Raw genomic sequence first — 18,600 nt, 5'->3', positions numbered from 1 at the left:
ATAAAATTTTAATTAGCAACTTTTTATGCACAATTTTGTTTACTTGCTAAAACTTAGTTAAATGAAATTCATTTGTTAAATGATATTTATAAATACATTTATGCCAACTTCTACCTACCCCTTATAGCCTTTATTCATTGAGAGTAAATGTACGTACTAACGTCATCATTGAGTTAAATAAGGCTTAGGTAAACATAATTTTTTATCTAACGACATATAGTATTTCCTATGTTTCCAACTAAGTTTATATACTTTAGTTAGATTTGTAAACTATGAAAAATAGACGTTTAAATGGAAATAAAACTCTTCTATCAAGTTGTATTCTATAGCTCTTCATAATTCTTTCTAGTACTTCTTTTTCAAAACTCAATCTATCTTCTTCACATTCAAGTTTTTCTAGATATGGCTTCATACCCGTGGACTTATACCAATCAATAATATTTTGATGATTATCCATAATATGATAATAATCTGTTTCCCATAAATTAATTTCTTTACTTAATTCAACACATATACTGTAGTAATAATCCATCTTATCATAATTAAATTCCGAACTTTTATTAAATCTATGACTCCATTTCACATTCATCGCTGTTTCTTCAACTGCTCTTTGTATTGCCATACTACTAACTTCTGGTATTTGTATAGCTAATACCCCATACTTCATCTCTCCTTATAAATTGGTATTTTGTTGTTTTATAATTTGTGTCACATGATTCTATTTTATAATTGATGCTAAATATACTTTTATTTTATCAGTAGCCAAATACCATCAATCACCAAAACATACATCATACAAAAAAGTAAAACTTGTACTATTTCATTGATATTCTTCTTAAAAATATATTCCATAAATCTTATCATTCCAAAAATAAAACCATTCATAAATGTCATCAAAAGAACAAATGGTAGTATATATAAATTAGTATAAATCACAGCCCAATCACCCATAATATAATCTGATATAAAGAAGCCAAAACTAGTAAATACATAAATAATTAGTATTAATATAAATTGAATATGTACCGGTGGTGTATTCAAACTATTAAGATGATACTCTTTAAATAACTTAGGATCTGGTTTTGAGTATTTACTAACAGGAGGCATCTTCATCATATTTCTTATACTGCTTGCAGGAAATTTAATAATATAATAACTCCAATTTTTAAAACTTTGCTTACGAAAAGATTTCTCTTTTTCATAGCGACTGTAATTATCAACTACATATAAAAATTTATTGCAAATTAAAAAAATAATAACTAACAATAAGAAAATTAATATGGTAACTATCCTAATGTCAATTGCTACAAATAGACTTATTACTTCAACATTATTGAACATAACAATAAATAAAAACAAAGGAATACTAAATAAAACTGCGGTTAAAAATACTCCATATCTTCTCTTTTTATTTACTGCTTTTATTACTTTTTCTTGCCGACGAATTGCAAAAACATTTAAAATTGGTATTGAAACCAATAGAATTATGTAGAAACTTAAATCATTCATATATACTCCTAATTTTAATCAAATTAATCATTTCCCGCTATGAACTATGTCTAATTCATAATCTTAATTTCTGATTCATCTTCTTTCTTCAACTCAAAATCTACCCAAATAGGTTTTTCTTTATTTTTTTGAACTTCCCATAATTCCCAGAAAGCCTTCTCTTCAACCTGTTTTTCAGATATAAAATAAATTGTCTTGAGTTTACCGTTTGAATCCTCTTCAGCATCCATTCGAACGATATTATGCTGTGAATATGAATCTTCATTAAAGGATAATTGATAATAACCATTATAAGCTGCACCGCCTGAGGCATGATAAGTTCCATCTCTCTTAATATCACTCATCTGTCGATGGCTAAACTCATGACCAATTACTCTTCCATCATACTCTCTCAAAACTAATACAAATCCTGCTGATTTATCTATACTTCCTTCAATCACAATCTCTGGAACCTTATCATTATTCATATCTATAAAGCTAAAATGATTAGGTATAAACTTATATTCATCGTAGGATATATCATTTAGATAATATTCATTTTCAGATTCTGCTACTATAAATTTAAAAGAAAAAGGCATTTCACTAAGAAGTACTTGACTATACATTTTACATAATTCAGCATCAAAATACTCTGAATCTAAATTATTCTCAATGTAATCATTTATCCTTTTACTTAAACTACTAGATTCACTATTTATGTTTTCTATGGGTTTTTCTATTGACTTTTCTATATTACTAGTTTCATTTACTTCGCCTTTCTCTTTTTCTATATTACTATTTGTTGAAGGGCTATCTTCTACTGAAGCAGTTTTTATGATATTCCCTTTCCAAGCAACTAAAATAAGAAAGATGCTCAGTATAATAAATATTTTTTTCATTATAATTTCTCCCCTAACTAATTAATGTATCAAAATAATGTACTTACTTATTATTCGGTTCATATTCCCGAATCTTTTAATAAAAACTGTATTATTTCACTATTTACTGTTTTAGGTTGTTCATGGTTTATGCCGTGTCCAGCACCTTTAATAATCTTATAATTATACCGTCCATCTTCTAATACATCTATAAACTCCTTCTTATTATCTACCTTATAATTGCCAATTAAAAATAATAGTTTATCTCTTACCAATATTTCTTTCTCTTTTTTATATTTTTCTAGATTATGTGCAAACATTGCTTTCTGATTATGGGATTTCATTACCATAATCATGTGATTTACCACGTCAGGACAATTATTGATAAAATTAGATTCAGGTGAACTTAATTTCTTCAATATAGCTATCATATTACTTCTGTTTGGTAATAGAATATGTGGAAACATTATTAATACTGTTCTTATCATATTTTTATAAGGATTACCAATTACCATACCACCTTCTAGGCAAACCACTTTATTTATTGTATTACTTTCATATGTTAAATAGTTATAAGCCATATATGCACCATTTGATATACCTAAAATATTAATATTACTTATTTCTAGTTGCCTCACTATATCATTAATCCATTCTACTTGATTGAATTCTTTCTTGGTAAAATTTTTGTTTGGTATACTTTTACCTGGACCTCCTAGTGTATCAACCGATATACAATAAAAATGCTCAGACAATTCTTGAATATTCAAAATCCACATTACAGCTGAATTATCACCAACACCATGAAACATTAATAATGGTGGATTAGCCTTATTTCCTGATATAATACAATGTGTTGTCCCAAATTGAGTTTTCAAATCTACCTCTCGATAATCAACATTCCATAACTCTAGTAAATGATTATATGATTCTATGACTTGTTGTTTCTTTTTGTTTCTTTTTGTTACTTTTAAACACTTTTATCATAATTATTTCCTTCCTCAATATGTACTTATTAAATATTTCAAGCAATATAGATTTTATTCTTCTTAACCTTAGAGCCCATATTCCATATATTTTTTTCTTTTAATACCAGTAACTCTAATATACTGTCTATCGGGAATATTAAAGAACTCTTACCAAATATAATCTTTACGTGTCCCTCAGCCCTTGAATTTTCGTAGTAAAGGTTCATCATTATTATCTTTTTATTGCCATTACCCACCTCTGATTAACTTTATCGCTGATTACTACATAATTAAATCCCTCAAAAAATCCCCAAGCTGTAGCGATAATTAATATACCTATAACATTAACTGGGAATCCACTTGACAGTACTTCTTTTGTTGTCCAAATAGATTGAAATTGTAGAAACATTTAGTTTTTCAGCCAATTTCTCTTGTGAAATACCCTTTGATTTTCTAAGTTGTTGTAGTTTTTCTCCTAAATTCATATAAAAAACCTCCTTTTTTTATGCTCACAGTATAGCATTATCTCCGGTTGCATTCTAGCTAATAGACCTTGAACATCCGCAACTATCAGTTGCAAGTCTTATTTTAAGCAGTCTATATGGTCTAACGTCTGTTATCTTTAAATATTCTAGATATAATAAATCCTATTATTAAGACACCAAAACATAACTCATATAATAAATCTTCTGTACCTACTCCTGAACCGCTAGCTTCACTAGTAGTTAAATACGAAAGCATTTCTTTAGTAATATCTTTCCTTTTCTCATCATATAATACATAATTTTTAATATAAGTTTTCTCTTTTGTTTCAAAAATCATTAATAACTCTCTTTTACCTTGAGTTTTTGCGTTAAATATTTCACCTGAATATGTTTCAATATTAAATTCACTTATCCTTAAATCATAGTTTGTTCCCATAATAGCCAGATATTTTTTCCGTTAACATTAAATGAATGTCCAGCCAAAATCACATTTCTTTTACTATATCCTGCATCTCTTATTCTATATTTAAAGTTAATCCCTCTATGTAATATTGTTGAACCAATAATATCATTACCTCCAAATGTATAATATACAACTATCTTATTCTCAATATTAATCATTTCTTTAACTATTACATTGCTTTTCAAAAATTCTCCAATTGCTCTTTCAATATCTTTCGCTTCTGGCTTAACATTATATTAACTTCTATATATCATATATGAAATAAAAATAGATAATACTATTATAGTTATACGTATTAACTTATTCAACTCTAGTCCCCCTTATAGATCCCCGAAGATAGATAGTTATTTTAACTACAAGAATTTGTTTTTTACTCTTCCATGGTCTTTTTTTGTCAAGCCAGCCAAATGACTCCCAGTACTTAACATCAGCTTGATGAAATTAAAACTTTTTCTGCATAAATCTCATTACATAGAATAAACCTTTTACCTTAAGACAAGGTTTTACATTGATACTTTTATCTTTAATTATCCTAGCAAGTTTCTCAACTTCCTTTTCATTTCATTTTTCTTTTTTCCTCTACACTATCCCAGTCTGCACCATGAGTATTTATTCCAAACATATATGTCTGGGCAATCCCCCGAAAGAATGAGTTACTAACTTATTAGTATATTTACCTGTTGTCCGATTCTACGTTAATTTGCGATATTTTCGGTAATAGAAATAACTATCACTTTCCATGTTTGGTTGTACATGTCCGATTGGTATCCTCTTCTCAAACAACTCAAAACCGCACTTCTCTGCAAGGTTACATGATGGAATGTTTGCAGAATCAATTGTTAATATAAGGTATTTAATATCTGATACTTTAAAACACCAATCCACTAATGCATTAATAGCATCTCTTGTATATCCGTTCCTTTGATATTTTTCAGACATAAAATATGCTACTTCAACTTCATTCAATGTATCTTCAAGTCCCATGCCTACCATCCCAATCATCTCATCTGTATTAGGTAATGCAATAGCATATCTTTTATTCTCATAAATATTTTTTGAATCTTTTTGGGTTTGATGCCAGTCAATATATCCCCAATATGCTTCTGGTGAATTACTATTTTCTGACCAGTCAGGCATAAAGCGAGAAATGTTCTTCTCTCTAGTAATCCTATAAAGGTTCTCTGCATCTTTTCGTTCAAAATCTCGTATTATTATTCGACCTGTTTCTATTCTCAGTTTGTTCCTCTCCTTTGTTTTCTTAATATTTTCTTCTCTTTGTATTTTTTATTTCTTACTACAGTTTCAGTGTTAAAATGAACTTCTTTTTGTGATACTTTATCTACCTACGAACTTATTTAACCTTTTAGAAATTAATAGTCATAACTACTATCATGATATAACATCTTCATTTAAGTCATATCTTTGAGATAGTAAATTTAAACTACAAGAATTTGCTATTATCTCAGCTATTTCTTCAATTGTTTTATCATCAGTTATTATATGTTCCTTAAAATATTCGCTATCTAGGCATTGAATGCACCTATCAATTCGATTGTTTACCCACGAGTTTTCTCCATCACCACGACGATTTAACCTATCCAATAAAGTATCTCTACTAGCAAGCAATGTAAAATGCTTAACTACTAATCCATCTGATTTTAGTTTACCTACAATTTCGTCAAAATACTGTTCATTTATAATCGTCATAGGTACAATAATTGTCCCTTTAAAATTTGTGCTAATGAATGACAGCATACTATAATTAAATTCCCTCCAAAGAGTAAAATCTTGAAAATCATTATTCTTTAAGTCTGTAGGAATATTTTTTCTAATAAAAAAACCTACTTCTTCAGGATCATAAATATATGAGTTTTCTAAGCGTTTATTTAATTCATTGGACACACTTGTTTTTCCACATCCAAATGCACCATTTATCCATATTATCATGAAGAACCTCCCCATAATCTATAATATAAAATAGATTCAAATCTTTAATTACTCCATAAAACTTACAAAATTAACGATATTACCATCAAGATCTCTAAACCAAAATGACCTACTTCCCCATGGATGTGTTTGAGGAAGCTTAACAAATTGTACTCCTAACTCCTTAATTCTTTCATATTCCTCATCAACATTATCAACTTTAAAACTAATTGTCATACTACCATAACCAGCTCCATCCATTGAGTTAGAAGCCATATCTTCCATTCCATTAATTGAAAATATTGAAATATTAGCACCTTGTGTCTTAATATCTGTATGAAATGAATCTCCTTCAAATCCTACATTAAGTATTTTACCATAAAACTTAGTTAAAGCCATTACATCTTTGGTAATTAAACAAATACCTATAAACTCCATTTCGATCCTCCTTTCCCTAAAGCAATCACTCAGACCTCTTTAATAGTATTTAGTTTCTTCTATCGTTTTCATATTTACGATGTCTCAGCGTCTTAGAAGTGATCGCTCATGCCCTAAATAAGAGCTAATACGATGACTGGCTTAGGTGGTTAGGTGTGTGAGGGCTTACCCGAGATAAATACCTTCCCGAACAAACGCAAATACATTGTTAGACGCAGTAACCTTTTATTATTATATAGATTATACTATATATTCCGTGAACATGTTATTAGATGATGTAGATATTGACACCTTATAATAGTTGATAAACCAAAGTCCCTAAACTAATTACAGCTATAAGTATATTTATTGGAATTACCAATTCTCCATACATTGCAATTCGAAGTTTCAAAAACATTTCCAAAATTGCTCCCTTTAAAACAGTCTTTTAATAAATATAGACCGAAAGCTAAGACCATCTTTGTTTTTTTACATTTTATGCTTATACCTAATCTTCTTCTAATATTATCTTCTAATTTAAATGGTTTAATCCTTCCAGAAATCATAGGTGAATTAGAAAAATTTAATTTACTTGATATATACAAGGCACAAAAATGATACCTCTTAAATTATCATCATTACTATTTTTTATTTCTGTTTTAACGCTTCCAACCTTTTTGCTCGCTCAAACGCTTCTTCTAAAAATTCTTCTACCGATAAATCCTCATAATCCCAATTCATGGCCTCTATTGCAATTGCGCGTAAATAATCTGTTTCTACAATTTTTTTCATGGTTTTATACCAATCAGTCGTACCATGTCACCCTCTGAAATGAGGTCACAATTTCATATATAACATTACTAATTTGACGCATGGACATCCTTCTCATTCCCTGTCCATGTTGTCAACATGCTGCTAGTCGATGTAATTCATGACAACTCTAGACAATCTCAAGAATCAACTCAATCCCATGAAATCCTCTTCCATATGAATTAGGTATGATTCCTGAAGGCTTGAATCCTAAATCTAGGTACCAATTAAATTCTTCTCTGTCAATTGCCTCCAAGTCCCTTAATTCTTTCCAAATTTGATCCAATTCACGCATATGACAGGACATTCCTCTGCTACTTATTATGAATCTTAGCTTATCCAAATTATTCTTCATAGCCCATTCTTCTATATGGCTAATCAGTGGATTAAGAGATGATGAAACATCAAACTTTCCATCATCACTGTAACCAATACATTCAATCTCCAAAACTTTATAAAGCCTGTATTCCTTACATAGAATCCAACCGTCAGGAGAATATTTATCATTACCCATGTACCAACCTTGACCAGAAGACAGCTGATTCAATGCACCTTCAAAACTCCAAAACTCTGGCTTAATCTTAGCCATCAATTTTGCTATGTTCTCAACATTACTATTGCAAATCTCATAAATTTTCATACGCTCTACCCCATTCTCTAATACCCAATTAATTATGTTTTCTAACGTTTCGTATTTCCCATGTCTCTGAACTGGACCCACGAAGCCCTTCTTATTGGAGGTGCTTGCACCCAGTAAAGAGATGTGAGTAGGTTATATTTAATCAATAAAATACCTATTTGCTCACTTCAACGTAATGTGTACTCGTGTTATACTAATTTTTCACCATATTTTTTAGAAATTTGATAAGAATATATTGTTAAAACAATGCCATCTACTATAATGATTGCAAGCATTACAATAGTAGATTTAAAACCACCGATGAATGCTGATTCAAAAATTATAAGTAATCCCGATAAAATTAGAGAGATTCCTCCAAATCGATTGCTTTTTGCCCAAGTTATATCATTTTTCATACTCCAAATAGTGCGTACACCTACAATGCTGTTCATCTTGCTTTTAGGCACAATATTGCCAATGATAATTAAAAATACACCCATAACAATATTTGTAACTAAATTTATATCTATTGCCATATTTTCCATATTATTTTTTGTTTCAAGAATTGAGGAATACATCATTGCGTAATGCATAATACCAAATAGAATTGCCATACCAATAGCTGTATAATATATCACTTTTTCATTTTGTTCAGCTTCTTTAATTGTTTTTTCGTCCTGATTTTTAACTTGTTTTTTTCTAAAATAATTTAAAATCAACTTCCAAAACAATGTCATAGCAATAATAATGACTGGAAATATAAAATTTTCATATTTAGAACCCCATCGATCAATATTGCCAATAGCATCGTAGTGCATAGGAATTTTATCGTTCATAAAAGGTATAATTACACAAGTTACAATAGTAGGCAGTAGAGTTATTATCCATAACAATTTATTTTTCATTATTTTCCCCTCCAAATTGATTTATCCAAATGATTAGTTCATCAAAAACACTTGTATTCAATTCATAATAGATATAATTCTTTAGTTTATATTCCATTATTAAATCAGCATTCTTAAGAAGTTTTAAATGATATGAAAGAGCAGCGGGTGTAATATTAAATTTGTCTGCTATTTCTCCTGCTGTAAGTTTGCCTTCTTTTAAGCATACAAGAATGTTTCGCCTTAAGGGATCTGATAGTACTTTAAAGGTATTAGCCAAGCCCATTCAATCACCACCTATTTAAAATTTTATTTAAATAGAATTATAACACCTCAAAATAAAAAGTCAATAGCTATTTAAAAATATTTTTAAATAGCTATTGACTTTTTATTATATAAATAATCTCAGTAAAGCTAATATTTATTTTATTGGTACTTCTTCGTAGGCAGTGCTCGCACCTGGTGAAGGAATGTGCGTAGCGAAACGGAAATATATTGTTAAGTGGATATACGACTTATAACCATTCTTTATCTAATATACCATATACTATATGATTTACATAATGATCATATAGATATTCAGATTCTCGTACTTTACCTTCCTCAGTAAACCCTAATCTTTCTGGAATCGCTCTACTTTTAATGTTTTCTTCTGCACATCTTATCTCAACTCTATGTAATCCTAACTCTTTAAATACATATTCTATCAATACTCTACAAGATTTAGTCATTATACCTTTACCTACAAATTTGGAGCCTAACCAATATCCAATACTTGTACTTTTATGACCCCAGTTAATTCCTATTAATCCAATTACTCCTGCATATTCTCCTTTATACCAAATTCCACAATTAAATCCATCATTATTGGAGAATTGTTTTAAACCTGATTCAATATATTTTTTAACAACTTTAATCTCTTTTGTATTATCTACCCAAGGCAACCACTCCCTTAAGTATTCTCTTTCACTATTAATTAAATTAAAGCATTCCTCAGTATGCCTTGTTTCCAATATTCTTAATTCAATATCTTTATCTACTGTATATGTGAACATCTTTTTATTCCTCCTTTGTATATATATCATTGCGAAAAAGCGTCTTACCTGCAATGATTATGTCCTGTTACTTTCTCTTTCTTGAATAAAATTCAGAAAAAAGGTTGATATAATCAGGTAATTTATCAAGACTTGGATTATAAAACTCAAAAGTTCTACCATTACATTTTTCTATAAGTTGGTTGTAAATTGTGTAAGTTTTCCTAAATTTACATATACCAGCTTTATCATTGTGGCAACGATTACAGTTTCCATAATCACCAACAAAAACTTTTTTTATGTGTTCTGGAGCATTTTCAATGTACCCTTTATGCAAATCTATTTTACTTAAAAATAACCGAAGTACAATACTCTTATCTCTAATATAAATTCTAGCATAAACCTTCTTACTTTTAACACCCTTTTTATAATAAATAACCATATATTTTCCCCAACAATAACCACTACCAATATTACCATCAAAATGATACCCAAGGCTTGTTAACTCTTTATCAAATGCAATAATAAATGCCTTATCATTGTCAGATATAATATTAAATCTATCTTCTTTTAAAATATCTTTCATATATCTCATCTCCTATTAATAATAATTACCATTTTTTAATGTACCTCATACGGAAATACATTGTTAGGTGATGGAAAACATGGAAACTGCCAAATCGTGTTAATTAAGAATATCTTATACTTGAAGTTTCAGATGAAACTTCATTCATAGAATCTCTTCCTAAATCACGCCATGATAAACTCGTTCTAACATTTTGATACACTCACCCTTTAGGTCATAAAATTTACTCAGAACACTCACAAAAAATATGTATCTCAAGTAATTATATTGATGAATCATTAAAATATCTTTGAAAATGCTTCATAAATCCTTTTGTGTCCTTAGTTATATATTTTCCTTTAATATCTGAACTTTCTATAATTTTCTTTATATTGTAACCATCTTTTAAAATTAGAAAGCTAAGACCTCTTGATCGAATTGCATTCTTTGGGCAATTATATATACAACGCATACATAAAAGACAATTCCACTTAAAACTAATTTTCTTATTCTTAATACGAATATTTTTTGAGGGACAATTTCTAACACACTTACCACAGTGACTACATGTTTCTAAAACTCTTAAAGATTTTCCAAATATTCGTGCAAGACATTCATCTTCAAACCAGTGTAAAATATTAGTTGTCAATCTAAGTAAAAAGTTAGTTGTTTTAATTCTTTTTTTTCTAGACAATACATCAGTACACAACTCTTCAACTTTACTAAGAGCAGATAAATACAGCTGTTTTATTAGTTCATCGTCATACTTCATGAAAAAATTGGATCCCATACAAATAATTCTTGTATAAAAAACATTATACCCTTTTTTATGAAGTTTTCTAATTACATACTGTGATGAGTTATTATTAATAGAAATAAAATCCGCAGCTGTTTCAAATATAAATACATCTTTAGTTTTTGTTCTCGGTAGTATTTCAGTAAGTTTTTTCATTATTCTTGGTTCTTTAAAGCCATAAACCGGGTATCCAATTCCTATCATACTATATTGATCCATGTCTACTACTTTATTTTGATTTACAATTTCTTCAATACAAATTATGTCTACAATAACTTCTTTTGATTGTAGTGTTGATTGAATTAGCTCTGTTACTATTTGAGTATTACCTGTTCCTGAAAAAAAAAGTAACCCAATATGCTCTCCCATATGTATACCTCCAAATAATTTAAATGATGGAAAAAGACGGAAGTTACCAGTAGCCGTCCCGTAAGTTTAATAATGTCCTATTTGTGGCTTATCCTTTGACCTGTGCTTACGATTAGGTTCATATTCCTGCCAATATACTCTTTTCTCATTATATCTCGTTCTTGGTTCTTTCTCTTCTGCAGAATAACCTATATAAACTATGCCAAGTGGTGTCACAAATTCAGGTATATTTAGTACTTTCTTTAATAATCTAATTCTATTTTGGACAGGATATATACCAATCCATACTGATCCTAATCCTAAACTTGTTGCAGCGATCAACATGTTCTCTATTGCTGCGCTACAATCTTGAATCCAAAGTTCATGATCAGCACCCTTTAATGCTAATTTCATATTACCACAAACTACAATTCCTACAGGTGCATTGTATCTTGCATATTTGCACTCTTCTTTTATTTTTGAAAGTTTATTAGCTTCATCAACAACAATAAATTCCCAGGGTTGACAGTTTACAGCTGTAGGTGCGGCCATAGCTGTTTTTAATAATGTAATAATTGTCTGTTTATCAACTTGTTTATCTAGATATTTACGTATACTTCTTCTTTCATATATTCTTTTGATTACCTCAGTCATTATAAACCTCCCTCTTATTGTATATATTAGCCCATATCTTTAAAATAGTGTTTTTATGTCATATAACGTACCGTACTCCCGACGTCTCTTAACCGGACCCTCGGAGCCCTTATTCGTAGGCAGTGCTCGCACCCGGTAAAGGGATGTGTGTAGCGTACCTTCGAAGGAATCTCTCATGCCCTGAATAAGGGCTAAGACGATGACTATCGCTTAGGTGGTGGAATGTGTAGACAATATAAATCAAGTTATATTATTGTAATAAATTATTATTTATCCTATGCCTAAGTTCTTCTAAAATACATTTAATAGGTTGGCTTAATTGTGGTAAGTTATTAACATCAAAAAACCCAACATCCTTAGACTCTATCCCGTCAATTTGTGTTTGACCATTAAATGTTCTAGTATAATATGTTATACATACATAGTAAACCTCATCACCATTAGGGTAAATATAATGTTGATTAGCTCCTGAATAGATATTAAATAACTTAAGATTATCAACTTTTATTCCCGTCTCTTCAAAAACTTCTCTTATTGCTGCATCCTCTACTGATTCACCAAGTTCAATAACTCCACCTGGTAGTCCCCATAAATCGTTATCGCATCTATGATGTAATAGTACTCTATCGTGTTTGTCTAACACTATGGCTCCAGCTGTACTCAAAATTAATGGCTTATGCCCTACTAACTTTCTTAATTCGGATATATAATCAGACATTTCATTCATCCCTTCATCATTCATCTACTATATTTATGTATATTATATTTTACTTGAATATTATAGTTTTAGGCAATTAACAATTAACACCTTATCTACTTATACACTATGACCCTAACTTCCACATGCAACACCTTAGCCATCAATAATCACATTCCCCAACACCCAATCGCCAACATGCATGGGCAATACAATTAATTAGCATTTAAATTTCTTAAAGAAATCTATTGTTTCCTTTAGATCATCTTCATCCTCATATATACCCATTACTTCTCCTAATTTAATTCCAAAATCAACGTAACCATTTGCTTTAGCAGTTATCACATTACCATCAAGAACACAATTTTCATCTTTGAAATATGCAGCATTAAATTCACTTAATTTATTTATATCTAATGTCGTTGTATATCCTTTTCCGTTTAAAACGCCTGCTTTTGCTAAATGATAAACTCCAGAACATATTGCTCCGATTACTTTACCTTGTTTATTAACTCTAGTTATTACATCATGAAGCAGACTATCTTGGCTAATTTCTTCTAAATCACCACCAGGTATTATTAAAACATCAACTTCAGCTACATCTACTTCACCTAGAGTAATATCTGGAATTATTCTATAGCCTTCACATGAAACAATTGAATTACTATTAATTCCTACAGTTACAAGGTCTCCTTGTGTTTTTAGAAAATAACTTGCCAGTATTACCTCGAAGTGTGCAAAACCTTCATATATGATTACATATGTCTTCATAGTATATCCCCTTTCTATTAGTCCTGAATTTCACCTACCAAGATTCATGCCTTAAAATCCAATACTCTGAATAAACTTTTCCTGTTTGTCCGTAGCTCATTTGACAATAGATGAATGACAAATTCTTCAATTGCAGATATGTTTGCAATTATGCAAAGTGCATACATCAGTACATCTAATTTAATAGTTGTAAGTAAAAGTGTAAATACAAATAGCATAAGTCCTGTAATTTTATTCCCTAAAGTGTGTAGTACTCCAAAGGTTTTAAACTTTACAAAAACTGTTATCATCGATGCTACTCTTATTATTCCAATAATTACAATCCAAACAAAAATTTGAACTGTTATATTTATAAACGGATAAAGTATAAAAAATAGAATCAATACCATTATCAAATCAGCTGCAGGATCAAGTTTTTCGCCTAATTTACTTGTAGTTTCCGTTTTTCTTGCAATGTAACCGTCAAAAATATCGCTAATCCCACAAAGGATATAGACTACAAAAAATGCTGTGCTTAATGGTTTTATCAAAACCAATGTAAGAACAAGAAATATTCTCGCAATAGATATATAATTTGCCAGTGTCTTCACTGTGCCTATGTTTACATAATCAGCTACAACGCCTAACCCTAGATTCTAGTATCTTTTTTTCGTATCCCTAATCTTTATGCAAAATTGCATAACTTCTTCATCTAACTTCACAGGGTATTCATAACCTAAATTCTCACCTACTTGTTTTGCAATCTTTCTAAAGAAATCTGTTACTTTAAAAAATGCTTTCCAATTCTGTTCCAAATCGGCACCAACATATGTTTCTTCAAACTCTGACCATGTCTTTGAATCAAGATATCTCTTGAATTTTTTGCCACATGCTCCTGTTTCAACTGACCAGTTATTGTGCATACCAATATACCATTCTATAATCTTGTGCAAAAATAAATACCTAAGAATATAATCCAACATATACTTCACAAAAGGTAATTCTTCTCTCCAAAGATATTTAGGTACATAGTAAGCATCCCACCAGAATTCATTTACCAATGATTCAAACTCTTCTTTACTGGGTTTGTCTATTATATATTGTGAAAAGGTCGGTTTAGCTAAGTCTGTAACTATGTTATCCTTATCAATTAAGACTTTATAACCATTGTCATAAGTATCTGGTTTTATATCAAATTGGTCTGTAATTTGAAAATCAATACGCACTCCATCTTTAAATAAAACAAGTCGAGTAATCCAATTTTTATTACCTGTAGAACGTGGTTTAAATGGCCATCTTACCATTATAGGTCCAAATGCTTTAAGCCAATCATCATTCTGTTCAAATGTACTTATATCTGATACATATAATTCAATATCATAATCTGATAAAAAATCAATATGTGAATCAGGTAAAACACGAGAGCTAGTTAACACCGCAGCTCTAATTAACTCATTTTTCTTTGCCCATTCTTTAAAATGTGATAAAACTTCACTTTGTGTTCTCATAAACTTCTCCTTCTATGTAAACTACCATTTATATAAATCAAAGACTGTTTATAATTCAAGGGCTAATGCAAAGACTGTCCCCACGGGCTTAGGTGGTGGGATGTGTGAGGATTTTTCCCTAGAGGAATACCCTTCTCCGAACGAACGTGAACGCATTGTTAGATGAAGTTACCAACGGAAATAGTCAATGCACTAATCCATATTTCTTACCAAGTATCCATACATGTTTTTTATCTTTTGTTTCTCATCATCAGTTTGTGTTTTATCCACTCTTCTTCTCTCTGAAAGTTAAATGTTTCAGCAAACTTTGGTCCATTCTCAATTCTACCTATTAAATAAACCAAATTGTCCTTGTTTATAATTTCAATATGCTTTTCCTTTTTATCATCCATTTATACCTCCATAAAGTTCAACCAGTCTTAAACTAGTTGTTAATTTAAACTAACGTTCCCGCAGGTCGCGATCGTTCCCTACTTATCCTCCAGACTCAACAACATAACCACCAACAATCCAATCGCACGCAAAACTCAATCACCACATGGGAATGTCGCTAACTGGCGTGTTATATGAAGGTCAAAGATTTTATTTTCAATCACTTTTGATTCTCAATCTCCTCATACTTAGCATAGGGATGACAATATCTATCATTTTCAAAAGTATAAGAAGGCACTCCCGGAATACTTTCTATTTCTATTGCTTTAACCGGGCAGTAATTTACACATGCATAGCACATATAACATAGAGTCTTTTTATTCCAAATAGGTTTCTTATTATGGATAGATATCTTTTGTGATAAACATACTTTAGAACAAATACCACAACCAATACAATTAGTGTTTACATAGAAATAATTGACGCCACCAATATATTTTGAAAACGTCATCATTTTAGGCACAGCCCACTCTATAATCTTACCTCTAAAATCTTTGTAAAGTAGTGATTCTATATAATTTGAATCTTCATCACACGAATCTTCATTATTCTCAATAATTCTAGTTATCTCACTCAATTGACTTAAAGCCACATCCTCAAGTTCTTTTATCTTTAAATCTGATGGACATTTATAATTTTTAACTTTAACATCATTACTCCCCATATTGATAATGAAACTAGAATTCAACTTATGAGGCTTAATCAATTTGTCAATACGTTTAAAATCATTGAATTTAACCCCTAGTCTGGTTCCAATCGCACAGAAATAAGTCGCATTTTTAAAATTAGTTTCTTTTAAAAACATTCGAACTGGGATTGGAATCGTTAACGCATATATTGGAAATACTATAATTATTTTTTGCCCTTCGATTTCTTTTTTACTATCTTTCAATGCTTTTACAATAGGTATCAACTCTGAATTTGCTAAGTACTCGTTAAGTCTTTTGGCTATAAAAAATGAATTACCCGTACCAGAAAAATAACAAATTTTTATACTCATTATTACCTCCCAAATCTTTGATTTTCATATAACGTCTCGTTATAAGAAGTTGACTCATTCAACTTCGAAGCATCTCTTTAGATTAATATAAAAATCAAAATAGATTATATTATATTCCTATTCTATATCTCTTTTCTAAAATGTATTGCGGAAAAAATTGCTATTGGTATAAAATATATGCACCATATCAGTAAAGCAATTGTACCAGCAGAGGTTGAATTTTCACTATTATTAAATACATTAAGTATCGGCATTCCAATACAACTAATTAGAAATACTCCATGTATCATAAGCAATGACTTTAACCACTTATCGTTCTTACTTTTTGTAATAATTGAAATACCAACTAAAAAGGTAGATAATGCCATCATTCCATAACCAAATAAATCATAATTAAAAAATAAACTTCCTAATGATTGATATGATAATAATTGTATAGCATTTTCTGGAGCGGTTTTATTTGCTACAGTAGTAAGCTGAGTAAAATATACTACGTTAATAAATACACCATATATGCATCCAAAAGCAACTCCACCAAGGGCTACCGATTTTCTATCATTTATGGTTTCAGTATAAAATGCACAAGTTAAAAGTATATACCCCCACGAAAGTATCATACAAACAAAATATGCCAAGGACAAATTTCCTATAAGCATTGATATTGCAAAAAGCATTGTTGTTATACCAACTAATATTGCAGAACAAAATCCTAATTTTCTATTCATTGTTTTTATCTCCTCTATGTATATAATATACTACTAAATTATTATTGACAATGTCATGCAAAGAATATTGAAAATAATATTACTGGTATTCTTAATTTATTGGAATGTTTTTGACCTCAAAGGAATTCCCTGAAATGAATGAGGCAATTTCTTATAACATCTCGTACTCTCGACGTCTCTGAATCGGACCCTCAGAGTTCTTCTTCGTAGGCGGTGCTTGCACCCGGTGAAGAGATGTGCGTAGCTAACGGGAGTATTTTGTTAGAGGACGTAATCAATGGAAGCTACCTCTTTTTTCCCTTATATTAAATTGCTACTAACTTTTCATTAGCTGAAGTTCTTTTTATTATATCTCTTACTTCCATTAGAGCAAATCCTAAAAGATTTTCTCCCTTCCAATTTATTGGATCAAAGATTCCTTTCTCGCCTTCTCTTAATCCAATTCCCCATACCTTATCATAAGGACTTGCTTCCACAATCACTTTGTTATCTGTATTTAGTAAATATTTCTTTAATGATGATTGCTGAACAAACTTATAATAATTTCCCTCTACTACTATATTATACTTATTCATATTCCATATCTCTTCATTAAAATTGTTAACCTTTCTTCCAAGTTCTTTCATTTCTTTGGAACTTGAAGAAGCCAATATTTTTTCTTCTATTTCTATATCTTTAAATAATCTAGCTTTTTCTGCCATCATATATTGCTCCATACAGCTATAATTAATATGTCCTACTTTAAAATCTGATTTCCACCATTGACTAAAGCATGATTTAGTCATTACTCCATCATTTGAAGGTTGGTGACCCCAGAAAAATATATACTCATTATTTTGATTCATTGCTTTTAACCAATCAATGTTATAAGTATACTCATGCTCCAAATATTTATTATCATACCATCCTAACCAATTAATTGGTTCAGGAAATAATAGTTTATATTCTTCCCAAAACTCTTTATCTAAACCTTTTTGCCATAAATAATATTCCATGGCATATGCTTCACCATAACCCATTCTCCAACCAATACTTCCTCTTCTTATATGTGGATATTTTAACCACAACGGTGCCATTAATTTACTATTATTATTCATATTCTCAATCCTCTCATCATTATGTCCTCTAACGTTTCGTATTTCCGACATCTCTG

General features: G+C 30.0%; 27 protein-coding genes. All 27 read right to left on the bottom strand.

The genetic code is table 11. The features are described from left to right. Positions 1-253: 253 nt before the first annotated feature. Positions 254-667, bottom strand: a complete 414-nt coding sequence (locus AACQ14_RS19720; RefSeq protein WP_339365302.1) for a hypothetical protein — start codon at positions 665-667, stop codon at positions 254-256. An 80-nt stretch (positions 668-747) separates the two neighbouring features. Then, positions 748-1,509: a hypothetical protein gene (locus tag AACQ14_RS19715; RefSeq protein ID WP_339365301.1), complete on the bottom strand. Its 762-nt coding sequence runs from the start codon at positions 1,507-1,509 to the stop codon at positions 748-750. A gap of 50 nt (positions 1,510-1,559) precedes the next feature. Continuing rightward, entirely contained in the window at positions 1,560-2,387 is an 828-nt protein-coding gene (locus tag AACQ14_RS19710; protein ID WP_339365300.1) for a hypothetical protein, read from the bottom strand. Positions 2,388-2,446: 59 nt separating this feature from the next. Beyond that, a complete protein-coding gene (locus AACQ14_RS19705) occupies positions 2,447-3,244 on the bottom strand; it encodes an alpha/beta fold hydrolase (protein ID WP_339365299.1) in 798 nt (265 codons plus the stop codon). Positions 3,245-3,390: 146 nt separating this feature from the next. Further along, the gene (locus AACQ14_RS19700) at positions 3,391-3,591 is read right to left on the bottom strand and encodes a hypothetical protein (protein ID WP_339365298.1); all 201 of its coding nucleotides are present in this window, start codon (positions 3,589-3,591) and stop codon (positions 3,391-3,393) included. 87 nt (positions 3,592-3,678) lie between these two features. After that, positions 3,679-3,819 (bottom strand): helix-turn-helix domain-containing protein, encoded by a 141-nt coding sequence (locus AACQ14_RS19695; RefSeq protein ID WP_339365297.1) that lies wholly within the window; start codon positions 3,817-3,819, stop codon positions 3,679-3,681. Between the two features lie 121 nt (positions 3,820-3,940). Next, positions 3,941-4,255 carry a hypothetical protein gene (locus AACQ14_RS19690; RefSeq protein ID WP_339365296.1) on the bottom strand — a complete coding sequence of 105 codons (315 nt, stop codon included), beginning with the start codon at positions 4,253-4,255 and terminating at the stop codon, positions 3,941-3,943. After that, positions 4,234-4,467 (bottom strand): hypothetical protein, encoded by a 234-nt coding sequence (locus tag AACQ14_RS19685; RefSeq protein WP_339365295.1) that lies wholly within the window; start codon positions 4,465-4,467, stop codon positions 4,234-4,236. Before AACQ14_RS19685 ends, AACQ14_RS19690 begins: the two co-directional genes overlap by 22 nt. Positions 4,468-4,972: 505 nt before the next feature. Beyond that, positions 4,973-5,491 carry a GNAT family N-acetyltransferase gene (locus AACQ14_RS19680; protein ID WP_339365330.1) on the bottom strand — a complete coding sequence of 173 codons (519 nt, stop codon included), beginning with the start codon at positions 5,489-5,491 and terminating at the stop codon, positions 4,973-4,975. Positions 5,492-5,671: 180 nt separating this feature from the next. Beyond that, positions 5,672-6,229: an AAA family ATPase gene (locus AACQ14_RS19675; protein WP_339365294.1), complete on the bottom strand. Its 558-nt coding sequence runs from the start codon at positions 6,227-6,229 to the stop codon at positions 5,672-5,674. Positions 6,230-6,277: 48 nt separating this feature from the next. After that, complete coding sequence (locus AACQ14_RS19670) at positions 6,278-6,646, bottom strand: VOC family protein (RefSeq protein WP_339365293.1); 369 nt, start codon at positions 6,644-6,646, stop codon at positions 6,278-6,280. A 627-nt stretch (positions 6,647-7,273) separates the two neighbouring features. Continuing rightward, positions 7,274-7,417, bottom strand: a complete 144-nt coding sequence (locus tag AACQ14_RS19665; RefSeq protein ID WP_339365292.1) for a hypothetical protein — start codon at positions 7,415-7,417, stop codon at positions 7,274-7,276. A gap of 148 nt (positions 7,418-7,565) precedes the next feature. Beyond that, positions 7,566-8,156: a hypothetical protein gene (locus AACQ14_RS19660; protein ID WP_339365291.1), complete on the bottom strand. Its 591-nt coding sequence runs from the start codon at positions 8,154-8,156 to the stop codon at positions 7,566-7,568. Between the two features lie 107 nt (positions 8,157-8,263). After that, entirely contained in the window at positions 8,264-8,959 is a 696-nt protein-coding gene (locus tag AACQ14_RS19655) for an SdpI family protein (RefSeq protein WP_339365290.1), read from the bottom strand. Further along, entirely contained in the window at positions 8,949-9,224 is a 276-nt protein-coding gene (locus tag AACQ14_RS19650; protein WP_339365289.1) for an autorepressor SdpR family transcription factor, read from the bottom strand. The genes AACQ14_RS19655 and AACQ14_RS19650 overlap by 11 nt, the downstream gene beginning before the upstream one ends. 229 nt (positions 9,225-9,453) lie before the next feature. Next, positions 9,454-9,993, bottom strand: coding sequence for a GNAT family N-acetyltransferase (locus tag AACQ14_RS19645; protein WP_339365288.1), 540 nt, complete (start codon positions 9,991-9,993; stop codon positions 9,454-9,456). 67 nt (positions 9,994-10,060) lie between these two features. After that, the gene (locus tag AACQ14_RS19640) at positions 10,061-10,558 is read right to left on the bottom strand and encodes a hypothetical protein (protein ID WP_339365287.1); all 498 of its coding nucleotides are present in this window, start codon (positions 10,556-10,558) and stop codon (positions 10,061-10,063) included. Between the two features lie 262 nt (positions 10,559-10,820). Next, positions 10,821-11,702, bottom strand: coding sequence for an EFR1 family ferrodoxin (locus tag AACQ14_RS19635; protein ID WP_339365286.1), 882 nt, complete (start codon positions 11,700-11,702; stop codon positions 10,821-10,823). A 66-nt stretch (positions 11,703-11,768) separates the two neighbouring features. Beyond that, a complete protein-coding gene (locus tag AACQ14_RS19630; protein WP_339365285.1) occupies positions 11,769-12,335 on the bottom strand; it encodes a nitroreductase family protein in 567 nt (188 codons plus the stop codon). A 250-nt stretch (positions 12,336-12,585) separates the two neighbouring features. Then, positions 12,586-13,053: an NUDIX hydrolase gene (locus AACQ14_RS19625; RefSeq protein ID WP_339365284.1), complete on the bottom strand. Its 468-nt coding sequence runs from the start codon at positions 13,051-13,053 to the stop codon at positions 12,586-12,588. A 198-nt stretch (positions 13,054-13,251) separates the two neighbouring features. Further along, positions 13,252-13,803: a DJ-1/PfpI family protein gene (locus AACQ14_RS19620; protein ID WP_339365283.1), complete on the bottom strand. Its 552-nt coding sequence runs from the start codon at positions 13,801-13,803 to the stop codon at positions 13,252-13,254. A gap of 44 nt (positions 13,804-13,847) precedes the next feature. Next, positions 13,848-14,393 (bottom strand): CDP-alcohol phosphatidyltransferase family protein, encoded by a 546-nt coding sequence (locus AACQ14_RS19615; RefSeq protein ID WP_339365282.1) that lies wholly within the window; start codon positions 14,391-14,393, stop codon positions 13,848-13,850. A gap of 45 nt (positions 14,394-14,438) precedes the next feature. Then, the gene (locus AACQ14_RS19610) at positions 14,439-15,290 is read right to left on the bottom strand and encodes an aminoglycoside 6-adenylyltransferase (RefSeq protein WP_339365281.1); all 852 of its coding nucleotides are present in this window, start codon (positions 15,288-15,290) and stop codon (positions 14,439-14,441) included. Between the two features lie 230 nt (positions 15,291-15,520). After that, positions 15,521-15,682: a hypothetical protein gene (locus AACQ14_RS19605; RefSeq protein ID WP_339365280.1), complete on the bottom strand. Its 162-nt coding sequence runs from the start codon at positions 15,680-15,682 to the stop codon at positions 15,521-15,523. Between the two features lie 200 nt (positions 15,683-15,882). Beyond that, positions 15,883-16,722, bottom strand: a complete 840-nt coding sequence (locus AACQ14_RS19600) for an EFR1 family ferrodoxin (protein WP_339365279.1) — start codon at positions 16,720-16,722, stop codon at positions 15,883-15,885. Positions 16,723-16,844: 122 nt separating this feature from the next. Next, positions 16,845-17,447 carry a hypothetical protein gene (locus AACQ14_RS19595; RefSeq protein ID WP_339365278.1) on the bottom strand — a complete coding sequence of 201 codons (603 nt, stop codon included), beginning with the start codon at positions 17,445-17,447 and terminating at the stop codon, positions 16,845-16,847. Between the two features lie 305 nt (positions 17,448-17,752). Further along, the gene (locus AACQ14_RS19590; RefSeq protein WP_339365277.1) at positions 17,753-18,595 is read right to left on the bottom strand and encodes an NADAR family protein; all 843 of its coding nucleotides are present in this window, start codon (positions 18,593-18,595) and stop codon (positions 17,753-17,755) included. Between the last annotated feature and the right edge of the window lie 5 nt (positions 18,596-18,600).

This window comes from Vallitalea maricola, from assembly GCF_036985595.1.
GTDB lineage: Bacteria > Bacillota > Clostridia > Lachnospirales > Vallitaleaceae > Vallitalea > Vallitalea maricola.
The sequence above is the reverse complement of the archived record's forward strand: the minus strand, read 5'-3'. Positions and strand labels throughout refer to the sequence as shown.